This window comes from Chryseobacterium sp. DT-167 (assembly GCF_058310155.1).
Window position 1 is genome coordinate 21,279 of record NZ_JBZEEQ010000011.1, and the last position, 21,893, is coordinate 43,171.

The following is a 21,893-nucleotide window of genomic DNA, read 5'->3' on the forward strand; positions in this document are numbered from 1 at the left end:
AAGCTAATTTTGTCATATAAAAATCAACAATATGGAATTAGGAATAGGAATGTTTGGCGACCTGGCTTTTGACCAGGCAACCGGAAAATATAAAGATGCCGGAATAAAAATCCGTGAAATTTTGGAGCAGGTAAAATTAATGGATGAGGTGGGAATTGATGTTTTCGCAATGGGAGAACATCACCGTCCCGATTATGCGGTTTCTTCACCCGAAATGGTTTTGGCTGCGGCAGCAAGCATCACAAAAAATATAAAACTGGCGAGTGGAGTAACGGTTCTGAGTTCGTCTGAGCCTGTGAAAGTCTATGAAGATTTTGCAACTTTAGATCTTATTTCAGATGGAAGAGCCGAGATATATGTAGGACGTGGCAGTTTCATTGAATCATTTCCGTTGTATGGCTATTCTCTGAATGACTACGAGCAACTATTTGACGAAAAATTAGAATTATTATTAAAAATAAATTCCGAAGAAAACGTTTCCTGGTCGGGAAAACTTCGTGCTCCGATGAAAAATCAGACCGTTTATCCAAGAGCGAAAAACAATGGTAAACTTCCGATCTGGAGAGCGGTTGGCGGAACGCCGCAATCAGTTTTGAGCGCCGCAAAATTGGGAATGCCTTTAGTGGTTGCGATCATCGGCGGAATGCCAATCCAGTTTAAAAGTTTAATTGAATTTTATAAACAGGAATACCTGAAAGCAGGACATGACGAGTCTGAAATGCAGATTGCCATTCATTCTCACACTTTTGTAAGCGAGAAAAAAGAAGTTGTTGACGGATATTTTCATAATTACAAATCTCAGATGGACAGAATCGGAGCTTCACGAGGATGGGCTCCGTACACAAAAATGCAGTATGAAGGCGGAAGAAGTAAAGACGGAGCTTTATTTATCGGAAATGCAAATGAAGTAGCCGATAAAATCAATTACATGAAAGAAATTTTCGGGATTACACGATTTATCGGTCATATGGATGTTGGGGATCCAAATAACGACATTATGATCAAATCTATTGAGCTATTTGGTGAAAAAGTAAAGCCCGCTATAAAATAAATTTAATATAAAAAACATAGTAAGTATATTTTTTTTTGGATTTAATTAAAAATATTTTATCTTTGGGGTCTTAAAAAACCAAATATGAGAAAAAAATTAATACTGCTGTCATTAAGCGCTTTAGCAATTGTATCTTGTTCTAAAGATGACGAAAACAATGATGTTTCTATTGTGGGTGTCTGGAAGGAAAGTAAAACAGTAATTTATAATGGTACCAATAATTCCGTTTTAAATACAGAATTTCCGGATGATTGTGATAAAAAGAATACGTACGAGTTCACTTCAGGCGGTCTCTTGAACATTAAAACTTTCTATACTCAATCCGGTACAGGTTTATGTATTGAAGATGGAACATCATCCGAAGCATATACGTACAATCCCGAAACAAAAAAGATTGTTGTAGGTGGCGAAACTTCAGATGTTTTATCATTAACGAATAACGAATTGCAAGTTGTTGTAGATATGGATGATGAAAATAATGACGGTGTTGATGACAAAGTGGTGATGTTTTTGGTAAAATAATAATCTCAGAATAATGTAAAAAATCCGGATCAAAGTTGATCCGGATTTTTTTTAAACGATTTCTATCAAACTACCTCTTTCCTCATCTTTTGTGATATTCAGCGACACCGGAATTTTTTCTTTCAGTTCTTCAACGTGCGAAATAATTCCAACGATTCTGTTTTCCTTTTGAAGGCTCATCAAAGTTTCAAAAACCACATTTACCGATTCCAGATCCTGAGTCCCGAAACCTTCATCAATAAAAAAGAAGTTCTTTTCAGATTTTGCATTCGCCTGAACACTTTCTGCCAAAGCCAAAGCCAGACTCAGAGAAACTTGAAAAGCCTGTCCGCCGGACAATGTTTTTACGCTTCGGCTTCGTCCTTCGTTGAGATAATCGACTATTTCAAAATCATTGTTTTCATTTAATTGCAGACTCAGTTGATTCCTTGTCATTCTATGGAAACGGATGTTTGCATGATCGCATAACTGGCGAAGATAAATAGAAGAAACATATTGTACAAAACCGGCTCCTTTAAAGAGATTGGTCATTACTTTCAGATTGTCTGCACGTTTCTGAAGTTTGGATAATTCAACTAAAAGGTTTTCTTTTTTCTTAAATTCTTTCTCCAGTCTTTCGATTTCTGAAGTGATTTTCACAACCGAATCATTGGCGGCTTTTACATCGTTTTCTATTGCTTTAAATTGATTTTCAACAGCTGAAAAATGCTCTTCATCAAACGAAAAATCTTTAAGTTTTGTTTCGAGTTCAGAAATTCCGTTTTTCAGAGTTTCAAAATCTATTCTGAATTTTTGGATTTTATTTCTGGATTGTTGAACATCAATTTCCTGTGATAATATCGTTTGAACCTCAGTCAAATCGGTAAAATTTTGTTTTGACAAAGATTGTTTAATAACATTTTCATTGTCAGAAACTTCTTTTTCAAGTTCAGAAATTCTTTTTTCTAACTGAGTAACAATTGTTTTCTGTTCGGCAAGTTTTGGCGAAAGTTCTTTTTCTTTTTTGATTAAATTTTGATAATTCTGCTCTGTTTCAAGATTTGACTGTGCAAGTTTTCGGTAGTTTTCTTCAACATCAGCAATCGCTTTTCCTTGATAATCTTTCCATTCCAGGATTTTCAGATTTGATTCATTGGTTTTGATTTGCTCGGCTTTTTTCGCTTCATCCAACCTGAATTTTTCCAAAGCTTTGTTATACTGATCAAGAGTTTCCCGCTCTTTTTCAAGATTTTTCTGTTCCTGAGAAATATTTTGACTGATTTGCTCAATCTGTTTTTCTATTTCAAAAGACTGCAGACGTTTTTGTTGAAATTCGGCTTCGTTTTCAGTATTAAATTCTTTCCAGATAAAATTCCGGGTGTGATGTTGAATGCTGATTTGAATTTGCTTTAAAATTTCTTCTTCAGATTTCAATTGCTCTTCAAAAATATTTTTCCGGTCGAGAATTTTCTCAATTTCTAAAGATCTTTTCTGAATTTCCTGTTTTTGATTTTCAAGATTTTCAATTTGCTTTTGAAGTTCGGTCAATTCAGAATTCACATCATCAAATTCCACAACATTCGGATGTTCCAACGAGCCACAGAGTGGGCAAGATTCTCCGTCATGCAATTCATTTGCAAAATGTGATAACTTTTGCTGAACTTCTAAGTGTTTTTGTTTTTCCAAAAATTCTTTTTTCCGAATTTCTAAAATATCGATTTGAGTTTTAAAGTCATTTTTAAAACTTTCAGTATTGATTTCAAAAGGTTTTAATTCTGTTGAGATTTTTTCGATTTCAGCTTTCTTTTGATTCGTTTTTTCAGTTTGCTTTTGAAATGATTCACTCAGACTTTTATTTTCTAAAAACCAGTTTCCGACAATAATCAATAAAGTTGAATCTAATTTTTTGGGCTTTAAAACTTCTGTTTCTTTTGCAAGCTCGGTAAGTTTTTTTTCAATCAGTTTATTATTCGCTTCAACTTCCTGTACTTTTTCCGAACCTTTTTTAGTTCTGTCTTTTAATGTTTCAATTTCATCAGAAAATTTCAGCATTTGCAATATTAAATTCAAATCATTTTCCTGAATTTTTGACTGATCCAAAGCTTCAAATTTGGGTAAAATTGCTGACAGTTTTTCCGTTAAAAATTTAAATTCATTATCAGTTTCCGATAAAATTTTAGCCTGATTTTCTTTTTCTTTTTGATGAGATTCAATTTCTTTTTGAAGCTTGTTTTTCTCAACAATTAAAGGATTAAAAACCCTGAAAACCTGATCAAATAATTCAGTTTTTGTATCTAATGCGTCAACTTCATTTTTTTGGACAGATAGCTTTTCAAAATCTTCATTTTTCTTTTTTAAAAGTTCGAAATCTTCTTTTAAATTTTTGAGTTGCTGATATTTTTCTCCAATCTGTTTAAACTGAATTTGTATCGATTCAAGTTTTTGGTTTTCGAGCTTTAAAGTTTCTTTTTGAGCAGAAATCTGTTCTTTATTTACTTCCTCAAAACCTTTCAGTTGACCTTCCAGCTGATCAAGTTCTGATCTGTTTTTAGCATTTAAAACTGAAGCATTATCTTGTAAGTCATACCGTTGGAGTTTAAATATTTCCTTCATCATATCAGTCCTTTCCTTTGCTCCTAGTTCTAAAAATTCTTTGAACTGACCTTGGGGTATTATGATAGTGCGTTTAAAATTTTCATAGCTCAAATCTCCAATTATATTACTTATATCTGTATGGTCTAAAGGAATCCATTTATTATTTATCTGTTCGTAAAAAACTACCGAAGTTGTTTTTACATCGTTAAAGTTTTTTGAATTACGTTTCGTTTCTCTTGCAATTCTAAAATTTTTATTTTCAAAATTGATAAAGTCAAATTCTATATATGATTTATTTGATTTTAAATTCATCATATTATAAGAACGTTTGTCTCCTGATGCATTTAATCTTTCTGTTTTACCATACAATGCAAAAGAAATAGCTTCCAAAATAGAAGATTTTCCAGAGCCAACTGAACCGAAAATGCCGAATAAACCAGCCTCTGTAAGGTTTTTAAAATCAATTGTTTGACGCTCTTGATATGAGTACAAACCTTCAATAATTAACTGAATAGGAATCATAGATTAGTAGTTTTCGATTTCTTTAAATAAATTTATTAATTCCTCATTAGGCTCCTGTCCATTATTTTTAAATTTAAAATATTCAATAAATAAAGGGAGAGGATCTCGACTAATATTAATTTCATTCAACTGATTTTCATTAAAATTCTGATTTTTAATTTTCGGAATAAAATGCACAATTCCGTTGTGAGATTGATGAATCAATTTTATTTCCTCAACTTTCGGAAAAGTTCTGCTTTCTAAAGTTAATTCAATTAGAGAATTTGGGTTGTTCTGAAGCCATTCGATTGTTTTTTCCACAGAATCAAAAGTTTTTCTCACCAGTTTTTTTCCGTTTTTTAAAGCTAATTTTTCAAAATAGACTTCTTTATTGGGTTCTGCTTCAATGATAGAAACATATTTCGTTTGCCCGGCTTCGCTGAAACTGTAGCAAAGTGGCGAAGACGAATAAACAACAGGTTTTTCCGGAGTTCCTATATTTTGAAAACCGTGCAGATGTCCCAAAGCAGTATATTGAATTTGCGGAGGAATAATATCCGAATAAATAAGGTCTGCGTTACCAATTTTGATAGGTTTTTCACCTTCCGGTTCTTCTAGAATAGGCGCTCCTTTTTTGTTGATATACAAATGAGCCATCAAAAGATTAACTCCGTTTTTATCACAGAATTCATTGGCGATTGCTGCCCAGTTTTCTGCTAAAACTTTGTTGAGCTCTTCCTCTTTGTTCTCCCCGAAATATTCTTTCAAACGAACTTCATTCGCATAAGGTGTATGTAAAATTCTCACAGGGAAGTGTTGATTTTTTAATTGTAATTCAATAAAACCATGAGTAGAATTTGAAATTTTAAAATGTTCGAGTGCAAAAGGAGCAATATTCGCTTTTGGATGACCGATTAAGATAATTCCGCATTCTCTTGCCAAAGGATCTGGTGCATCAATCAAGCTTGGCGAATCATGATTTCCTGATATGGCAATGACAGGACGCTTTCCGTTTAGTGATAACCTTTTTAATGTCTTATAAAAAAGTTCTGTTGCCTCAACACTTGGATTAAAATTATCGAATAAATCTCCGGCAATTAAAACTAGATCAACATTTTGTTCATCGGCAATTTCAACAATTTCATTTAAAACCAAAACCTGTTCTTCCAAGCGTGAAAAACGGTCTAGTCGTTTGCCTAGATGCCAATCGGCGGTGTGCAGAATTTTCATATTTCAAATTTAAGAAACTAAAAACCTAATGTGAAATTTCTGAAAGAAAATGTTATTTCCTACTTTTGAAAAAAACTAATCTTATGAAATGTATTTTCACTCCGTTTCTTATTTTGCTTGTTACCCTTTTTAATGCTCAAAATCTCGAAAAAATTTCAAAAGAAATTAATGAAGAAGGAATTGCCCTGTACCGAAGCGAGATGGCAAGTTGGTACGGTACGGATATCTTCAGAGAAAATTATGCTAAAATGGAAAATGTAAGTGGATATTTCTCCTACATTGATGAATCTGTTCCTAAATGTGTTTTTTTTTCGAAGGAGAATAAGGTTTTGGCAACCATTGCTTTTCCCACAAACTATAATCCAAAAGATGCAAAATTTGATTTGAAGGAAAGAGATTTTACACCGCTGGAAACAGACTATTTCACAATCAGACAAAATGCTTTAGCGAGGATAAAAAATGATACGATCTTCAAATCATATAAGAACACTAATTTTAATATTGTTCCCATTATCAAGAACAAAGTAAAGAAAGTCTATGTTTTGACCGGACCTTCTGTTGATAACGTTGTTGTGTTTGGAAACGATTATCTGATTACTTTCAATAATAAAAATGAAGTGAAAAATGTTGAAAGACTTCATAACAGTATGATTGCCCAAAATATCAATGACGATAAAGTTGGAAAAACCGTAAGTGGAGTGCATTCTCATGTGATTGAAAATTGGCAGACCATGACGCCGACAGATATTTGTACTTTGATGCTTTATCAGAAATTTACAAATTGGGAAAGCTATATTACAGTCTCTAAAAAATTTACTAGTATTTGGAATCCTAATAATAATCTTATCATTATGAAAAGTGAGAATTTTAAAAATATGGCAGAGAACATTACAAAGGGAAAAGAAGAAAAATCGAAGGAAAAGTCAGAATAGTTTTTCTGAATTTTTAATTTCTTCAAACAACAATGTTTGTAATCAACTGCAAATTACTTTTGTTTAAAACAACTTTGTTTGTAATCAAATGCAAGCTACATTTGGCAAAACAACCTTGTTTGTGACAAAATGCATTCTACTTTTGTTTAAAATAACCTTGCTTGTAATCAAATGCAAATGACATTTAAGTAAAGCAAGCTGTTTGTAACTAAATGCAGTTTTTCGTTTTAAAGAATATGATTAACTATTATTGGCTTCTCTTGCTTTAAAATCTTCCCGGATTTGCTTTAAACGTGCTTTTCTTTCTGCTTCTGCGTTTTGAATTTTCCGTTTTTTCTGATCGATTTTATTTTTATTCTTTTTCCTGTTCGCTTCGTTGTTTTTGCTCATATTTTTTTTGTAATGAGTGATTTTTATTGATAAGAATATCTTCATCAAAAATACTAAAGATTAAGAGTCTAAACAATTTTAGTCGTCAAGTCGGATAAAATATTTTAATTTTACTGCGTTATGGAAGAAAAATCAAAAGATCCTCTGCACGGAAAAAGACTTGATGCCATTCTTGAAGAACTGGTAGAATATTATCAGGGATTTGAAAAACTGGGCGAACAGATCAATATCAAATGTTTTACAGACAACCCAAGTATCAATTCATCTCTGAAATTTTTACGAAAAACTGATTGGGCAAGAACTAAAGTAGAGAGTTTGTATCTCTATGTTTTGAGACAGAAAAAGAAAAATGAAGCTAAAAAGGATAATAAGCTTGACATTTAATAATTTTCTTTTAATACGTTTTCGGCATTCAATGATTTCAAAAGCAGTATATTTGCGCCGTTAATCGTGAAAAATCTCACGAAAAAAAGAAAAATTATGACAATTGATCACAATCACGTTGTAGCGGTAAGCTACATACTTCACACTATTGAAGAGGATGGAAGTAAAGTTCTTGTTGAAGAAACGACTGCAGAAAATCCACTTACATTTTTATATGGAGTTGGAATGATGATTCCAAAATTTGAACAGAATATCTTAGGTTTGAAAGCCGGAGATAATGCTGCTTTCGTAATTCAGCCGGAAGAAGCGTACGGTGAAAAGCAGGAAGATGCTATTGCCCAGTTGCCAATCGATATGTTTGGTGAAGCTGGAATTCCACCAGTAGGAGCTATTTTACCACTATCTGATGATCAGGGAAATAATTTCCAGGCATTTGTGGTAGAAGTTACTCCTGAAGTTGTAATAGCAGATCTTAACCATCCAATGGCTGGGAAAGTTTTGGATTTTCAGGTTGAAATTTTAAATACGCGTCCTGCGACTGAAGAAGAATTGGCTCACGGTCATGCTCATGGAGTTGACGGAGACGAAGCTCACTAATAATATTTAAATATAATATGAAATGTCCGACTTTTGCTCGGACATTTTTTTGTTATTAATTAAATCATTCTAAAAAATCCCCCGAAACATAGTACCAACGGTTTTGAATCATTTTGAATTTTGATAATTCATGGTGAACATTTTTTTGTCCTTCTTCATCGGTATAAAAAGCCTTAAATTCAACTTTGCTGAGAGAAGGTTTGTCCACGATTTCCAGTTTTGTCCATTCATTAATTTCTCCCCATTCCTGCAGATCTTTTGTATTGTGAAATTGTCTCTTGCTGGGCGAAGTTGTTTCCATTAAATACTTTCCATTCGGAATGGCAAATGCCGAGAAACGCGAACGCATCAAAGCTTCTGCGGTCGGAGCATATTTTTCTCCCGTGTGATACGGTTTGCAACATTCTTCGTAGGGTTTTCCGGAGCAGCAGGGACAGTTCATTTCTTATTTTTTAAATTTTCAAACACAAATGTACACGAATATTTTTGCACGAATGACACAAATTTGGAATCAGTAGGGGCGGGCTTTAGCCCGTCTAAAAATTATTATAATTGCAATTGGCTTTAGTCAAAATCTATCTCTCGCAGATTTTGCGGATTGAGCAGATGAAGCAGATTTGAATTTTTCAAAAAACATCTGTGTAAATCTGTGCAATTCGTGGGGAACTAAATTGTGTGATTTGTGAAAACAATAGTGTTATTTGTTTAAAAATTCTCCCACATATTTTTACAGATTCTAATGATAATCTGCTCAATCCGCAAAATCTGCGAGAAATAAATTCCTACAATTTGTACTAATAAAAAAAGCATCCAAAAAATGAATGCTTTTTAAAATTTATTTAATAAAACCTCTGTTTCTCAACAACGGCTTGATATCGGGATCATGTCCTGTGAAATCTCTGAATGCCTGATTCAAATCAACAGAATTACCAACAGAAAGAATGAATTTTCTGAAACGGTCACCATTTTTTCTGGTCAATCCGCCATTTTTTGAAATCCATTCCCAAGCATCGCTGTCTAAAGTCTCAGACCATAAATACGCGTAATATCCCGCCGAATAACCTCCGCCCCAAATGTGTGCGAAATATGGAGTATGGTATCTTGGCGGAACGGTTGATAAAGTAAATCCGTGGTTAGCTAAAGATTGTTTTTCAAAATCTAAAACCGGAAGCAATTGTCCTTCATTAGTTACTGAATGCCAGTCCATATCCAAAGCGGCAGCAGAAACCAATTCAGTAGTCATATAACCCTGATTAAAAGTTGCCGCATTTTTAATCTTATCAACCAAAGCCTGTGGAATTGGCTGTTTCGTTTCATAATGAAGAGCGTAATTTTTAAGAACAACAGGATCTAAAGCCCAATGTTCGTTAATCTGCGAAGGAAATTCTACAAAATCTCTCGGAACATTGGTTCCTGAAAGGGAAGGATATTTCTGACTGGCAAACATTCCGTGAATCGAATGGCCAAACTCATGGAAAATCGTAGTAACATCATCATAACTGATCAATGAAGGTTTCCCGGGAGCCGGTTTTTGATAATTGTAACAGTTTACAATAACAGGTTTTGTTCCTAACAGATAAGACTGTTCAACGAAATTACTCATCCATGCGCCACCGTTTTTAGAATCTCGTGTGTAGAAGTCTAAATAATAAATTGCTAAAGATTTTCCGTCGTGATCGAAAACTTCGTAGGTTACGACATCGGGATGATAAACAGGAAGATCAGTTCTTTTTTTAAAGGTAAGTCCGTAGAATTTTTCAGCTGCGAAGAAAACTCCTTTTTCCAGAACGGTTGTGATTTCAAAATAAGGCTTGATCTGGTTTTCATCTAAATCAAATTTCGCTTTTCTCACCTGTTCAGCGTAGAAATTCCAGTCCCACGGTTCTAATTTGAAACCGCCTTTTTGCTGATCGATCAAATCCTGAATGTCTTTTGCTTCACGTTTTGCTGTTTCTACAGCAGGAGTTGCCAACTGATTCATCAATTTTACCGCTGCATCAGGAGTTTTTGCCATCTGATCCTGTAGTTTCCATTCTGCGAAGCTTTTTTTGCCTAAAATCTGAGCTTTTTTCAGTCTTAAATTTGCCAGTTTTTCAATCGTTTCTCTCGTGTCGCTATTTCCTCCTTTTTCGGCTCTCATCCATGAAGCTTTGAAAACTTTTTCACGAGTTGCTCTGTTCGTAAGGTTTTGTAAAACGGGTTGTTGTGTCGTATTCTGAAGAGCTAAAAGATATTTTCCTTCTTTTCCTGCAGTTTTTGCATCGGCTGCCGCAGCTGCAATTTCGTCAGCGGAAAGTCCGTCAAGTTCTTTTACATCGTCAATGATAATTCCGCCTTCTTTTCTTGCTTCAAGCAATTTGTTTGAATATTGTGTTGACAAAGAAGCCATTTCCTGATTGTACTGCTTTAGTTTTTCTTTATCAGCAGCAGAAAGATTGGCTCCGGCAATTTCAAAGTTTTGCTTGTAAAATTGTAATAATCTTTTACTTTCAGAATCTAAGCCGTTTTCTGAAATCGATTTTATTCTGTTATATAAATTTTCATTCAGATACATTTTATCGGAATGTGCCGCAAAAACCGGTGCAAATTCTTCATCTAAAGCCTGTAAAGTAGGGTTTGTGTTCGCACTTGTCAGGTTTGAGAATATCGTTATGGCTCTTTTCAGAATTTCACCGCTTTTTTCTAAAGCAACAATTGTATTTTCGAAAGTTGCTGCTTCAGAATTGTTGGCAATTTTAAGGATTTCAGCATCGTGCTGTTTTAAACCAAATTCAAAAGCGGGTTTGAAATGTTCGTCTTTAATTTTATCAAATTCTGGAGCTTCGTACTGAAGCTTACTTTTTTTCATAAACGGATTCGAAGAAAGCGAAGAATCCGGAACAGGAATTTCCTGTTTTATGTCGTTTGTTTTCATTGTGGTACACGAGTAATTGAATGCCAAGGCAGAAATTAATAATGCTGATGAAATGTTTTTCATAGATGAATTATTATTAAAGTCTAAAGATATTAAAAGTAATTGATAATTTTAAAATGCTTGTGTTCTGAAATATTGCTTAAAAAGATCTCACAGATTGAGTGATTTCTCAGATTTATTTAAATTGAAATCTGGAAATCAGCAAGAATCGAAAAATCTGCAAAGAACTATGTAATATTTTTTATATTTTAGTTGTTATATTAATACAAACAAAATTTATTAAAACCAACCATGAAATATCCTGCAATTTTACTTTTTTCCGGACTCATTGTTCTTTCCGCATGCAATGAAAAATCTGAAAAATCAAAATGGCTTCCCGATGTCACCAATAAAGATCACGGACCTTTAAAACAAAAAGAATTCAGCGGAGATTTTGACGAAATTGAAGTTTCACAGGCGATTGAAGCTGAAATTATCAAATCTGATGTAGAAAAAGTAGTTATCTCTGCACCGGCTAATATTATCGATGAGGTTTTGGTAGAAAGGAGAAACGGAAAAATTCATATTCATTACAAAACAGGATTTCGTGTAATGAATACGAATAATGTGACTGCGAAAATTTATGCTAAAGATTTTGTGAAACTGATTGCCAATTCTGCAGCAAGTATCAATGTAAAAGATAAATTTACACAGGAAAAAACTGATATTGAGGCTTCAAGCGCTGCAAGCATCACAGGCAATCTTGAAGCAAATGATCTTGAAATTTCTGCTGACAGCAGCAGTAGTTTTGACGGTAAAATCTGGGCTGTAGATCTGGATGTTGATGCATCTTCAGCAGCGAGTATTTCAATTTCCGGTAAATCTAAAAATGCAGAGATAAGCTCATCATCAGGAAGCAGTATGAATGGAAAAAATGTCATTGTAGAAAATCTTAGAGCGGAAGCATCCAGTGGTGCAAGCTTAGAAGTGAGCGCAAGTTCTACTATTGATGCAGAAGCTTCTTCAGGCGGGAGCGTGAATGTTTATAAAAAAGGAAACGTGACTACCGTGAAAAAAGAAGAAAGCAGCGGCGGAAGCGTAAATATTCAATAAAATTAATCTTTATTCTCCTCATCGTCTTCCTCGGCAGATGATGAAGAACCTTCCCAGTTTTTACCATCAAAATTGAGATTGTCATAAGCCAATAACTCCTCCTCTCTCTGGAGGAGTTCTTTTGTGGTAAACAAGCGGATCTCATCATCGTCATCAGATTTTGCCAGTTTTCTGATCGAAGCTTTATCAATTGCCATAAAACGCTGACCGAGACGACGTGCAGCATACTTTCGCATTCCGGTTTCGTGGAGAACATCGACTGCCATATCTACGGCAGTTCCCAAGGTTTCACGGTAAATATTGTCGATTCCGTTGTTTAAATAAGAATAAGCGTCAATCCTGTTTTTTGCTCTTACGAATATTTTTACATCAGGATAATGCTCGCTTACCAATTCTGCAATAAATTTATTATCTCCGGAATTATCGAGACATAGTACCAGAATTTCCGCATCTTCAATTCCTGCAGCTCTCAAAACTGGGATTCTTGTGGCGTCACCATAATAAACTTTAAATCCGTAACCACGCAATAACTTTACTCGGTCAGAATCTCTGTCAAGAACAGTAGCTTTAATTTTATTTGCTTTTAATAAACGTCCTACGGTGCTTCCAAAATGACCAAAACCAACGATGATGATTTTCTTTTGCGTAATATTGTTTTCGAGAATATCAAAATCACTTTTTTCTTCAGGAATTCCACTTAAGAATTTTGGAGTAATCAGTTTATCATTTATTATTAAAAGAAAGGGAGTGATACACATCGTAATTGCGGTGACTGCCATCATTTGTGCATTTAATTCCGCTCCAAAAAGATAAAGATCTGATCCGTAATTGATCAATACAAAAGCGAATTCCCCAACCTGCGACAATGCAAATGCGTAGAATAAACTCTGAGGATTATCCATCTTGAAAAACTTTCCGATAGCAAAAAGGACAGCAAATTTTACTGCAAGAACTGTAAAAACGGTTGAGAAAATAAACAAAGGATCTGCTGCAATCACATTAAAATTCATTGTAGAACCTACGCTTACAAAAAAAACGGCTAAAAGTAATCCTTTGAAAGGATCGATTTGTGCTTCCAGCTCATGTCTAAACTCACTGTTTGCCAGCATAACACCTGCCAGAAAGGCTCCCAATGCAGGAGAAAGCCCGATCGAAACCATCAATTCAGAAACTCCGATAACTAAAAATAGGGAAGAAGCCGTTAGTAATTCGGTCATACCCGCTTTTGAGACGTACCTTAAAAAGGGTACAAAAACATATCTTCCTAATAAAATCAGAATCACAACTCCCATGATTACGGTTCCGGCTTGTAGCCAATCCGGTAGTTTTTGAATTAGAACCTGAACTTCATTTTCATTATGTTTCACTTTAGAATGGGCAAGTAAAGGTAAAATCGCCAAAATCGGAATTACTGCAATATCCTGAAATAACAGAGTAGAGAATGATGCTTCTCCTGCAACTGTTTTAAAACTGTTTTTTTCCTGCAAAGTCTGAAGAACAATCGCTGTTGAAGATAGCGCAAAACACATCGCAATGGCAAATGCTTTATCAGTTTTCCATCCAACTGAAATGAATATTAAGAAAAGTAATGAAATCGTTAAGACCATTTGAGTCATTCCGAGACCAAGAATTTTCTTCCGCATTTCCCAGAACTTTCTGGGTTCCAGTTCTAATCCGACCAAAAACAAAAGCATAATGACTCCAAATTCACTGGCATGCATAATGTCGTCAACATCTTTTCCTGTCAGTTTCAGAATATAAGGTCCGATGATAATTCCACCTAAAATATAACCAATGACTGAACTTAAACCCAATTTTCTCGCCAACGGAACCATAATAATGGCAACGCCCAGAAAAAGAAGGGTATTCATGGCTAAAGTAGATTCCATTTATTGATTTAGAAGTTTTGCGAATTTTTGTTTGTGTAAAATAATTTCTTTTTTTGAAAGTTTGTTGGCTTCGTAAACGATGATGATGTCTTTGATCCTAGCTTTAAAAACCTTTAAAGATACAATAAGACCGCTGATTAATTCTTCAACTGTATATTGATACGTTCCTTCTTTGCTGAACGATCTTTCTTTTCCTCCGGTCGTCACAACGATATAAACTTCTTTCCCTTCTAAAGGATTTTCTTCTCCCTCGTTGAGCCAGTTTCTGTCAAAAACTTCATCGATCCAAAGTCTTAACAAAGGTGGCATTCCGAACCAGATAATGGGAAACTGAAAGATAAACCGGTCGTAATTTTTCAGACGTTTCCGTTCACGAAAAGCAGCAATATGAAAATCAGGATATTCTTCGTAAAGATCTCGTAAAGTAAAATGCTGATGACGGACGTAGAAGTTGATCAACTCTACATTTGAGTTTGAGTGTTCCAGATAAGGATGTGCAAAAACCACCAGCGTTTTTTTCATAAAACCTGTTTTGAGTAAATATAATGAAAAAATATTAGATAAAAGTCGTTTTTACACCGTTTCTATTAACTTTTCAACATGAAAAATTGAATTCAATATTAAAAAGATAAAGAAATTTATAATTGTAAGGGTTTTAATTTGATCAAAAAGAAAAATCGATCTGAAATGACCGATTCTATATTTGTTTAAATTGAATTGATGTTATCTGTATCTGAAAAAAAAATTGTTTGTCATTCCGGAGGAATCTAAGCGAACTATTTAAAACTTTATTGAGATTCCTACGGAATGACAAATAAAAAAGTAATTTTACCATCCACCAGAAGCACCACCGCCCCCAAAACTTCCGCCACCGCCGAAGCCCCCAAAACCGCCGCCGCTTCCTCCAGAGCTTCCTCCACCGAAACCACCACCAAAGCTTCCGGGAAATGGAAAAAATCCACCGGGGTAATTTCTGCGTCCTCTTCGGCTGAGAATTACATCTCCATCGTCATTACCGCCGCCTCTGTTCCCAAAAATAACGATAAGAATAATGAAAATGACAAACCCGATAATAATCAACTTGGAAATACTGGTGTCTCCTGTTTTTTTCTGATTGGCTAAAGGTTTAAATTTACCCTGCACGGCTTCCATGATTGCAGTTGTCCCGCCATTAATTCCTTCGTACCATTTTCCCTGCTTGAATTTTGGAGTAACAATGTAGTCTAAAATCTGTCCTGCAACTGAAGCTGTTAAATATTGTTCAACAGCTCGCCCTTGTTGAATCGACATGGTTCTGTCTTCGGTTGCGATCAGAAAAACAACTCCATTGTCAACATCTTTTTGTCCGATTCCCCATTTTTCACCAAACATGGTTGCAAGATAATTGATGTCTTCGCCTTTGGTTGAAGAAATAATAATTACTTCAATTTCCGTTGAGGTAGAATCTGCAAATTTGATGAGCTTGTTGTTGAGTTCGTTTTTTTCCTGACTGGTGAGAAGATTTCCTTCGTCATATACGGGATATAAAACTGATGGTTTTTCGGGAATAGTATATTGTGCCGTTACAAAAGAGTAAAAGCAGATAAGGAAAAATGAAGACAGTATTTTAAGAGAACGTAATCTCATTGGGAAGTTCGTTGTGGTTTTCTCCCGTTACAGGAAAGTATTTTTTGAGTTCAAGACCGGTTTCGAGAATGGCACTTTTTAAAGCTTTATAATAATTGCCTTTTGCGAATTCTGAAGTGATAAAATCGTGCAGATGATCCCAATATGACTGATGCACTTTTGCATGGATTCCTGTGTCACCGATAATGGTAAGATATTTCTGATCAAAATTAATATGAAAAAGAACCGCATTTTTTTCTGCAGTTTTATCCTTGCAAAGTTTGTTGAACACTTCAAAAGCTATTTCTGCATTATTGCCGTCAGTGGTTGAATCAATATGCACCCGAATTTCTCCGGTAGAATGGTCTTCTGCCGACTGAATAGCTTCCACAAGGGAAGCTATCTGTTGATCTGTAAGATATTGGCTCATTATTCTGTGAAAACTTCCGGTGCTTTTTCTGCTCCTGCAGCTGCTTTGAAGTATGGTTTTTCTTTGAAGTTGGTGAAATTTGCCAGAATATTATTCGGGAATGTCTTGATGGAAGTGTTGTAATCCTGAGCAGCTCCGTTATAATAAACAGTTTCTGTTCTGATGCTGTTTTCAATTGCCGTATATTCTCTCTGGAAATTGATGTATTGCTGGTCTGCCTTAAGATTAGGGTACGACTCTACAACTGCCATCAATCTGCTTAATGCTCCGGATAATTCTCCCTGTGCTGCCTGAAATTTAGCCAGATCAGCTTCGGTCATATTTGTAGGATCAATGTTGATTGAGGTAGCTTTTGAACGTGCTTCCACCACTTTGGTCAAAGTTTCCTGCTCAAATTTTGAATAAGATTTTACTGTTCTTTCCAGATTTGGAATCAGGTTGGCTCGTTTTTGATAAACCGTTTCCACGTTAGACCATTTGGTATTTACAGTCTGTTCCTTTGTGACAAAATTGTTGTATCCGCTTTTTCCCCAGAAAAATAATACCGCAACGATAATTAAAAGAGCAATACCGATGGTTCCGGCGCTCAGGCAACCTTTGTTTTTCATATGTGAGTTTTTAATTGTTTATTTTAATAGTTATTTGAAATTGTTCTTTCATCTTTGAAAGAGTTTTTGTCTGATGAAGTTGATTATTTTATTTTCTTTTTAAATTTTATTGTGCTACCCAAATATACAAATTATGTGCTAATTTTGCAGAAAAATAATTGAATGACAACAATAGTGGTCGCAATGGGCGAGAAAAATGAAATTGGTGCTGATAACCAGTTGCTTTGGCATCTTCCGAAAGATTTAAAACATTTTAAAGATCTCACATCAGGACATCCGATCATTATGGGAAGAAAAACCTATGAGAGCATTGGAAAGGCACTCCCAAACCGCACCAATATTGTAATATCAAGAAAAAAAAACTGGTTTGAGGAAGGGATTTTGATTGTTGGAAGCATTAAAGAAGCCGTTAAATTCGCAAAAAAGATTGATGAAAATGTTTTCATTATCGGTGGTGGAAATATCTACGAACAGACAATGGAAATTGCTGACAGATTAGAAGTTACCCTTGTGAAGGCTCAATTGGATGCCGATACATATTTTCCGAAAATTGATTCTAAAATCTGGAAATTGACAGAAGAAGTTTTCCATGAAAAAGACGAAAAAAATCAGTACGATTTCTCTTTTCAGACTTTTGATAAAATAAAGACAGAATAGCTGTGGTAATTCTGGCTCCTAACATTTAGCTTCTAACATCTAAATTCTTTATCTTTGCACTTCTAAATTTTAATAATGAATAAATACATAAAAATCGCAGTTGCGGCACTTCTGATTCTGGGAGGTCTTTACATGATGATTTTCACAAGAGACTTAGGTTGGGGAATTGTAATTTTCCTATTATCTGCTTTGCCCATTTTTCTATTCTTTAAAAACGAAAATATCCTTTTGGCATTTTGGCAACTGAGAAAACAGGATATGATAAAAGCTTCAAAATTTTTAAACAATATCACAGATTATAAAGCTCAGCTTCACAAAACACAGTATGGTTATTACCATTATCTTCAAGGGCTAGTTTTAGCTCAGGATCATCCTACGAAAGTTGAACCTTTGATGAAAAAAGCTTTGGAATATGGTCTGAATATGAAACATGACAGAGCAATGGCGACTTTAAATTTAGCGGCCGGAGCAATCTCAAAAGGAAGAAGACAGGAAGGACAAAGACTTTTGGATGAAGCAAAAGCACTAGATACTGCGGGAATGATGACTGATCAGATCAAGATGATGAAAGATCAGCTGAAAATGCCGACCATGCAAAAGCATATTCACAATCCTCATATGAGAAACAGAGGGAAGTTTTAATAAAACAGCTTATAAAATGTAAAATGCTCCGATTAGTTTGGAGCATTTTTTTGTTAATTTACATTTCAGAATTACTTTCATATCCATAAAACTTAGGAATTTGCCACTGGTATTTTACTGCTAAGGTTCTAACGCTTACAATCATCAAAATCGTGAAAATCTGTATGAAAGTATAAGAAAGATTGGTGAAATGTGTAAGCAATAAAAAAGTTGAACCACCAATAATACATGCACTTGCGTAAATTTCTTTCCTGAAAATTAAAGGAATTCTGTTCAGTAAAATATCGCGGATAATTCCTCCGAAACATCCGGTGATGGTTCCTAAACCGATGCAGATTAAAGGATGAATATCCAGGTTTAAGCCTTTCTGAACACCAATAATCGTAAATAATCCCAATCCGAAGCTGTCAAAAATAAATAAAGTGACTTTAAAATTTTTCTCAATAGATTTAAATACCATTGAAAAAATACTCGTTGCCAAAATTAAACCGCACATCAACAAATCATGCATCCAAAAAACAGGAATATCTAAAAGTAAATCTCTTACTGTTCCGCCACCAACTGATGTCACGAAAGCAATAATCAACACACCAAACGGATCAAGTCTTTTCTGCATCGCAGCAAAACTTCCCGACATCGAAAATGAGATCGTTCCGAGAATTTCTATGATGAGATTGAACTGTTCGTGCATACAATATGAATAATAAGTAATTGGTAATGAGTAATTAAGATTGTTGTTTTAAAATTTGAGATAGTTTAAATTTGTAGGTTGTCATAACTTTTACCAATTCTTCGCATTCTGATTTTATTTTGGATAATTCTTCCAAATTTAAATATTTAAGTTCTTCTATTATTTCAAGCCAAAGTTGCGTTTCATCAATTTCTTCGACAACAATACAGATTTTCGCAAATCTTTCCTTTTCGGATCTTGCTCTTGCGACCGCTCGATAATTTGCCGCAACCGAAGTTGAAGATCTGATAATTTGTTTTCTTACAATAGAAAGTGCATCTGAATAAGGTAAAGGAGATAATAATTTGATAATAGAAATCGAAAAATATTTTGTACGATCTCTAAATATTTGATTAAAATCCATACTATGAATTCTTAAATTACTTATTACCAATTATTCATGCTCAACCCTCACTGCATCAGGAACCAATAATTCATATTCTCCGCCGTGGTTGATGATTTCTCTCACAATGCTGCTGCTGATGAATGATTTTCCTGATGAGGTCAGTAAGAAAACAGTTTCCAGTTTTTTGTGGGCTAAAGTACGATTGGTATGAGCAATTGCTTTTTCAAATTCAAAATCGGCGGGATTTCTCAGTCCTCTGAGAATAAATTGAGCATTTTTTTCAAAACAATAATCAACAGTCAAACCTTCAAAATGATCTACTTCAACGTTTGGGAATTCTGCGACTGAATTTTGAATGAATTCCATTCTTTTTTCGAGCGGAAACATATATTTTTTCTGAGAATTCTGTCCGATCGCTATAATCACTTTGTCAAAAAGTGCCGCAGCTCTTTCAATAATATCGTAATGTCCTAATGTTATAGGATCAAAAGACCCTGGAAAAACGGCAATTTTCATGCGTAATTAATTATAAGTTATGAGTTAGAAATGATGAGTTATTTACTCAAATATCTAACTTCTAATATCTATTTTCTCTTTTGTAAAGCTTTTTCAACTTCATTTCCGCAAAGATCTTTGATCGAAATTCCGTAGATTTTTGCCTGTTGAGGAAGGATGCTTGCCGGGGAAAACCCAGGGTTTGTATTCATTTCCAGCATATAAGGAATACCATCCATCAAAATAAATTCACTTCTCGAAAATCCGCTCATTCCGAGAGAATTGTAAGCTCTTTTTGCAATTTCTTCTACTCTCTTTGTGGTTTCAGCATCAATTCTTGCGGGAGTAATTTCTTCTGAAGCACCTTCATATTTGGCTTCATAATCGAAAAATTCATTTTTAGGGACAATCTCTGTAATTCCCAAAACGATGGTTTCACCTTTAAAATCTATGACACCTACAGAAACTTCCATTCCGTCAAGGAAGCTTTCAATTAAAATTTCATCATCTTCTTTAAAGGCAATTTCGGTTGCGGCAACCAGTTCAGACTGGTCTTTTACTTTAGAAATTCCGAGAGAAGAACCTGATTGATTGGGTTTCACAAAAACCGGCAGTCCCAAATTCTTAATGATTTCATCAACATTAATTTCTTCACCTTTTCTTACATAAACACTTTTTGCAGATGGAATTCCGTATTTAGATAAAACGGCCAGGGTATCTTTTTTATTAAACGTTAAAGCACTTTGGTAAAAATCACATCCTGTATAAGCTTGTCCGATTGCGTCCCAATATGCCTGCAAAATTCCGTTTTCACCGGGAGTTCCGTGGATGATATTGAAGCAGACGTCAAATTTTAAAATATTGTTTGTATTTAAATTAACTGAAAAATCTCCTTTGTTAATGGGAAGTTTATTTTCATTTTCATCTAAAAAATACCATTCATCTTTAAGAATGACTACTTTATATACATTATATTGATCTCTGTCTAAAGAATCGTAGATCAACTGTCCGCTTTTCAGGGAAACTTTGTATTCGTCAGAATAGCCTCCCATCACTACGGCAACGTGTTTTTTGCTCATATCCGTTTAATCATTTAAGGCAAATTTAATGAAATTATATCACGCACGAATTGAATTTCGGAAAATTTGAAACAAATGCTAATTCTGTTAAATAAAAAGTGCAATCAAAAATTATTAGTTATATTTGCCGTTATAATTCAAGTATTTTTAAGTATGCTTAAATCACTTTTCAATTGGAAAGTTTTAGTTAATTTATTAGTAGCGATCGCAGTTTTCGTGGGATTGGTATGGCTTACATTTCGTTGGCTGGAGTACCACACAAACCATGGGCAAGAGATTCCTGTTCCTAATGTTGTTAATAAATCTGTACACGATGCTGTCAAAATTTTAGAAGACACAGGTCTCGACTATGAAGTAGACAGCGCAACCTTTAATCCTAAATACAGACCTTTTCAGGTTCTTCAGGTATATCCGGCGCCGGGATCTCGTGTAAAAGACGGAAGAGCGATTACTTTAAAAGTTAACCCAAGAAGTTGGGCTCCTGTTGCTGTACCAGACGTTATCAATAAATATTCGGGTCTTGCATTCCAGAGATTAGATCAGGTTGGTTTGAAAGTGGGAGATACTATTTTTGAGCCAAGCATTCAGAAAGATGCGGTTTTAAGAATTTTATTTAAAGGACAATCTTTAAGTCCGGGAACAAAAATTCCAAGATTCTCAGTCATTGATGTTGTAGTGGGTTCAGGACCGATGAGAAATATCTCCATTCCGAATGTTGTAGGTTTGACGGTAAAAGAAGCGAAAGCATTAATTTCAAGAAATCTCTTTGAGGTAGGAATTGTTGATTATGAAGACGGGGGTAAAGATGATTCAGATATCGTTTATTATCAGGATCCTGCTGCTGGTGATGTAAGAGATCAGGGAATGCAGATTGATCTCTGGGCCAGTAAGAAAACTCCGGCGGAACTGCGTGATAAAATTGATCAGCTGAATTCTACCTACAGAATGAAAATTGATACGACATTACCTCCGATCAGGTACGAAGAAGTTCCTAATTTTCAGGATGAGCCGATAAATGATGTTCCGCCTCCTGTAGTAACTCCGAAACCAGTAAGTCCAAAACCTTCAACAACGACAACGTCTAAGCCTGTAAGTACAACAAAAACTACAGACACGAAGCCAAAAACTTCTGGTGGCAATCCAGACAACTTAGCTAAGCCGACAACGCCTGCTGCTGAAAAACCAAAAGGTAAGAAAGTTATCATTTAAAAGATGACTTCATAAT

General features: G+C 34.8%; 23 protein-coding genes. 9 read left to right on the plus strand and 14 right to left on the minus strand.

All coding sequences use genetic code 11. The features are described 5' to 3' along the window. Positions 1–31 precede the first annotated feature (31 nt). A complete protein-coding gene (locus tag AC4FQ5_RS14470) occupies positions 32–1,051 on the plus strand; it encodes an LLM class flavin-dependent oxidoreductase (protein WP_491144415.1) in 1,020 nt (339 codons plus the stop codon). Positions 1,052–1,135: 84 nt separating this feature from the next. Then, positions 1,136–1,573 (plus strand): lipocalin family protein, encoded by a 438-nt coding sequence (locus AC4FQ5_RS14475; protein ID WP_491144417.1) that lies wholly within the window; start codon positions 1,136–1,138, stop codon positions 1,571–1,573. A gap of 51 nt (positions 1,574–1,624) precedes the next feature. On the opposite strand, the gene AC4FQ5_RS14480 is transcribed toward AC4FQ5_RS14475, so the two are convergent. Then, on the minus strand, positions 1,625–4,669 hold the full coding sequence (locus AC4FQ5_RS14480) for an AAA family ATPase (RefSeq protein WP_491144419.1): 3,045 nt from the start codon (positions 4,667–4,669) through the stop codon (positions 1,625–1,627). Positions 4,670–4,672: 3 nt separating this feature from the next. Further along, positions 4,673–5,878 (minus strand): metallophosphoesterase family protein, encoded by a 1,206-nt coding sequence (locus AC4FQ5_RS14485; protein WP_491144421.1) that lies wholly within the window; start codon positions 5,876–5,878, stop codon positions 4,673–4,675. An 83-nt stretch (positions 5,879–5,961) separates the two neighbouring features. Here AC4FQ5_RS14485 and AC4FQ5_RS14490 point away from each other — a divergent pair, with 83 nt between their 5' ends. Next, positions 5,962–6,810, plus strand: a complete 849-nt coding sequence (locus tag AC4FQ5_RS14490) for a hypothetical protein (protein ID WP_491144423.1) — start codon at positions 5,962–5,964, stop codon at positions 6,808–6,810. Between the two features lie 240 nt (positions 6,811–7,050). On the opposite strand, the gene AC4FQ5_RS14495 is transcribed toward AC4FQ5_RS14490, so the two are convergent. Beyond that, on the minus strand, positions 7,051–7,200 hold the full coding sequence (locus AC4FQ5_RS14495; protein WP_491144424.1) for a hypothetical protein: 150 nt from the start codon (positions 7,198–7,200) through the stop codon (positions 7,051–7,053). Between the two features lie 120 nt (positions 7,201–7,320). Between AC4FQ5_RS14495 and AC4FQ5_RS14500 the strand changes: the two genes are divergently transcribed. Then, positions 7,321–7,584 (plus strand): VF530 family protein, encoded by a 264-nt coding sequence (locus tag AC4FQ5_RS14500; RefSeq protein WP_491144426.1) that lies wholly within the window; start codon positions 7,321–7,323, stop codon positions 7,582–7,584. 96 nt (positions 7,585–7,680) lie between these two features. Then, the gene (locus AC4FQ5_RS14505; RefSeq protein WP_491144428.1) at positions 7,681–8,181 is read left to right on the plus strand and encodes an FKBP-type peptidyl-prolyl cis-trans isomerase; all 501 of its coding nucleotides are present in this window, start codon (positions 7,681–7,683) and stop codon (positions 8,179–8,181) included. A 64-nt stretch (positions 8,182–8,245) separates the two neighbouring features. On the opposite strand, the gene AC4FQ5_RS14510 is transcribed toward AC4FQ5_RS14505, so the two are convergent. Both AC4FQ5_RS14510 and AC4FQ5_RS14515 read right to left on the minus strand, forming a co-directional pair. Then, entirely contained in the window at positions 8,246–8,623 is a 378-nt protein-coding gene (locus tag AC4FQ5_RS14510; RefSeq protein ID WP_491144430.1) for a YchJ family protein, read from the minus strand. A gap of 393 nt (positions 8,624–9,016) precedes the next feature. Then, a complete protein-coding gene (locus tag AC4FQ5_RS14515; RefSeq protein ID WP_491144432.1) occupies positions 9,017–11,158 on the minus strand; it encodes a M3 family metallopeptidase in 2,142 nt (713 codons plus the stop codon). Positions 11,159–11,386: 228 nt separating this feature from the next. On the opposite strand from AC4FQ5_RS14515, the gene AC4FQ5_RS14520 reads away from it, so the two are divergent. Further along, positions 11,387–12,187: a head GIN domain-containing protein gene (locus AC4FQ5_RS14520; RefSeq protein WP_491144433.1), complete on the plus strand. Its 801-nt coding sequence runs from the start codon at positions 11,387–11,389 to the stop codon at positions 12,185–12,187. A gap of 2 nt (positions 12,188–12,189) precedes the next feature. Here the strand turns inward: AC4FQ5_RS14520 and AC4FQ5_RS14525 are convergent, their stop codons facing one another. The 5 genes from AC4FQ5_RS14525 to AC4FQ5_RS14545 all read right to left on the minus strand — a co-directional run bounded on the left by AC4FQ5_RS14525 (position 12,190) and on the right by AC4FQ5_RS14545 (position 16,719). After that, positions 12,190–14,076, minus strand: a complete 1,887-nt coding sequence (locus AC4FQ5_RS14525; RefSeq protein WP_491144435.1) for a monovalent cation:proton antiporter-2 (CPA2) family protein — start codon at positions 14,074–14,076, stop codon at positions 12,190–12,192. Next, a complete protein-coding gene (locus tag AC4FQ5_RS14530) occupies positions 14,077–14,598 on the minus strand; it encodes an NAD(P)H-dependent oxidoreductase (RefSeq protein ID WP_491144436.1) in 522 nt (173 codons plus the stop codon). It lies immediately after the preceding gene. 306 nt (positions 14,599–14,904) lie between these two features. Next, on the minus strand, positions 14,905–15,702 hold the full coding sequence (locus tag AC4FQ5_RS14535) for a TPM domain-containing protein (protein WP_491144438.1): 798 nt from the start codon (positions 15,700–15,702) through the stop codon (positions 14,905–14,907). Next, a complete protein-coding gene (locus tag AC4FQ5_RS14540; protein WP_491144656.1) occupies positions 15,683–16,114 on the minus strand; it encodes a TPM domain-containing protein in 432 nt (143 codons plus the stop codon). Before AC4FQ5_RS14540 ends, AC4FQ5_RS14535 begins: the two co-directional genes overlap by 20 nt. After that, positions 16,111–16,719 (minus strand): LemA family protein, encoded by a 609-nt coding sequence (locus AC4FQ5_RS14545; protein ID WP_263004791.1) that lies wholly within the window; start codon positions 16,717–16,719, stop codon positions 16,111–16,113. Before AC4FQ5_RS14545 ends, AC4FQ5_RS14540 begins: the two co-directional genes overlap by 4 nt. A 162-nt stretch (positions 16,720–16,881) precedes the next feature. On the opposite strand from AC4FQ5_RS14545, the gene AC4FQ5_RS14550 reads away from it, so the two are divergent. After that, a complete protein-coding gene (locus AC4FQ5_RS14550) occupies positions 16,882–17,376 on the plus strand; it encodes a dihydrofolate reductase (RefSeq protein WP_491144440.1) in 495 nt (164 codons plus the stop codon). Positions 17,377–17,451: 75 nt separating this feature from the next. Next, positions 17,452–18,018, plus strand: a complete 567-nt coding sequence (locus tag AC4FQ5_RS14555; RefSeq protein WP_491144442.1) for a DUF2892 domain-containing protein — start codon at positions 17,452–17,454, stop codon at positions 18,016–18,018. Positions 18,019–18,076: 58 nt separating this feature from the next. Here AC4FQ5_RS14555 and AC4FQ5_RS14560 read toward each other — a convergent pair whose 3' ends face one another. From AC4FQ5_RS14560 to AC4FQ5_RS14575, 4 genes are all read right to left on the minus strand, one after another. After that, positions 18,077–18,709 carry a trimeric intracellular cation channel family protein gene (locus AC4FQ5_RS14560; RefSeq protein WP_491144444.1) on the minus strand — a complete coding sequence of 211 codons (633 nt, stop codon included), beginning with the start codon at positions 18,707–18,709 and terminating at the stop codon, positions 18,077–18,079. 34 nt (positions 18,710–18,743) lie between these two features. After that, positions 18,744–19,112 carry a four helix bundle protein gene (locus AC4FQ5_RS14565; RefSeq protein ID WP_491144446.1) on the minus strand — a complete coding sequence of 123 codons (369 nt, stop codon included), beginning with the start codon at positions 19,110–19,112 and terminating at the stop codon, positions 18,744–18,746. 30 nt (positions 19,113–19,142) lie between these two features. Further along, entirely contained in the window at positions 19,143–19,610 is a 468-nt protein-coding gene (coaD, locus tag AC4FQ5_RS14570) for a pantetheine-phosphate adenylyltransferase (protein ID WP_491144448.1), read from the minus strand. A 68-nt stretch (positions 19,611–19,678) separates the two neighbouring features. Continuing rightward, positions 19,679–20,668, minus strand: coding sequence for a D-alanine--D-alanine ligase (locus AC4FQ5_RS14575; protein WP_491144450.1), 990 nt, complete (start codon positions 20,666–20,668; stop codon positions 19,679–19,681). Positions 20,669–20,821: 153 nt separating this feature from the next. Here AC4FQ5_RS14575 and AC4FQ5_RS14580 point away from each other — a divergent pair, with 153 nt between their 5' ends. Further along, positions 20,822–21,877 carry a PASTA domain-containing protein gene (locus AC4FQ5_RS14580; RefSeq protein ID WP_491144452.1) on the plus strand — a complete coding sequence of 352 codons (1,056 nt, stop codon included), beginning with the start codon at positions 20,822–20,824 and terminating at the stop codon, positions 21,875–21,877. Positions 21,878–21,893: the final 16 nt, after the last annotated feature.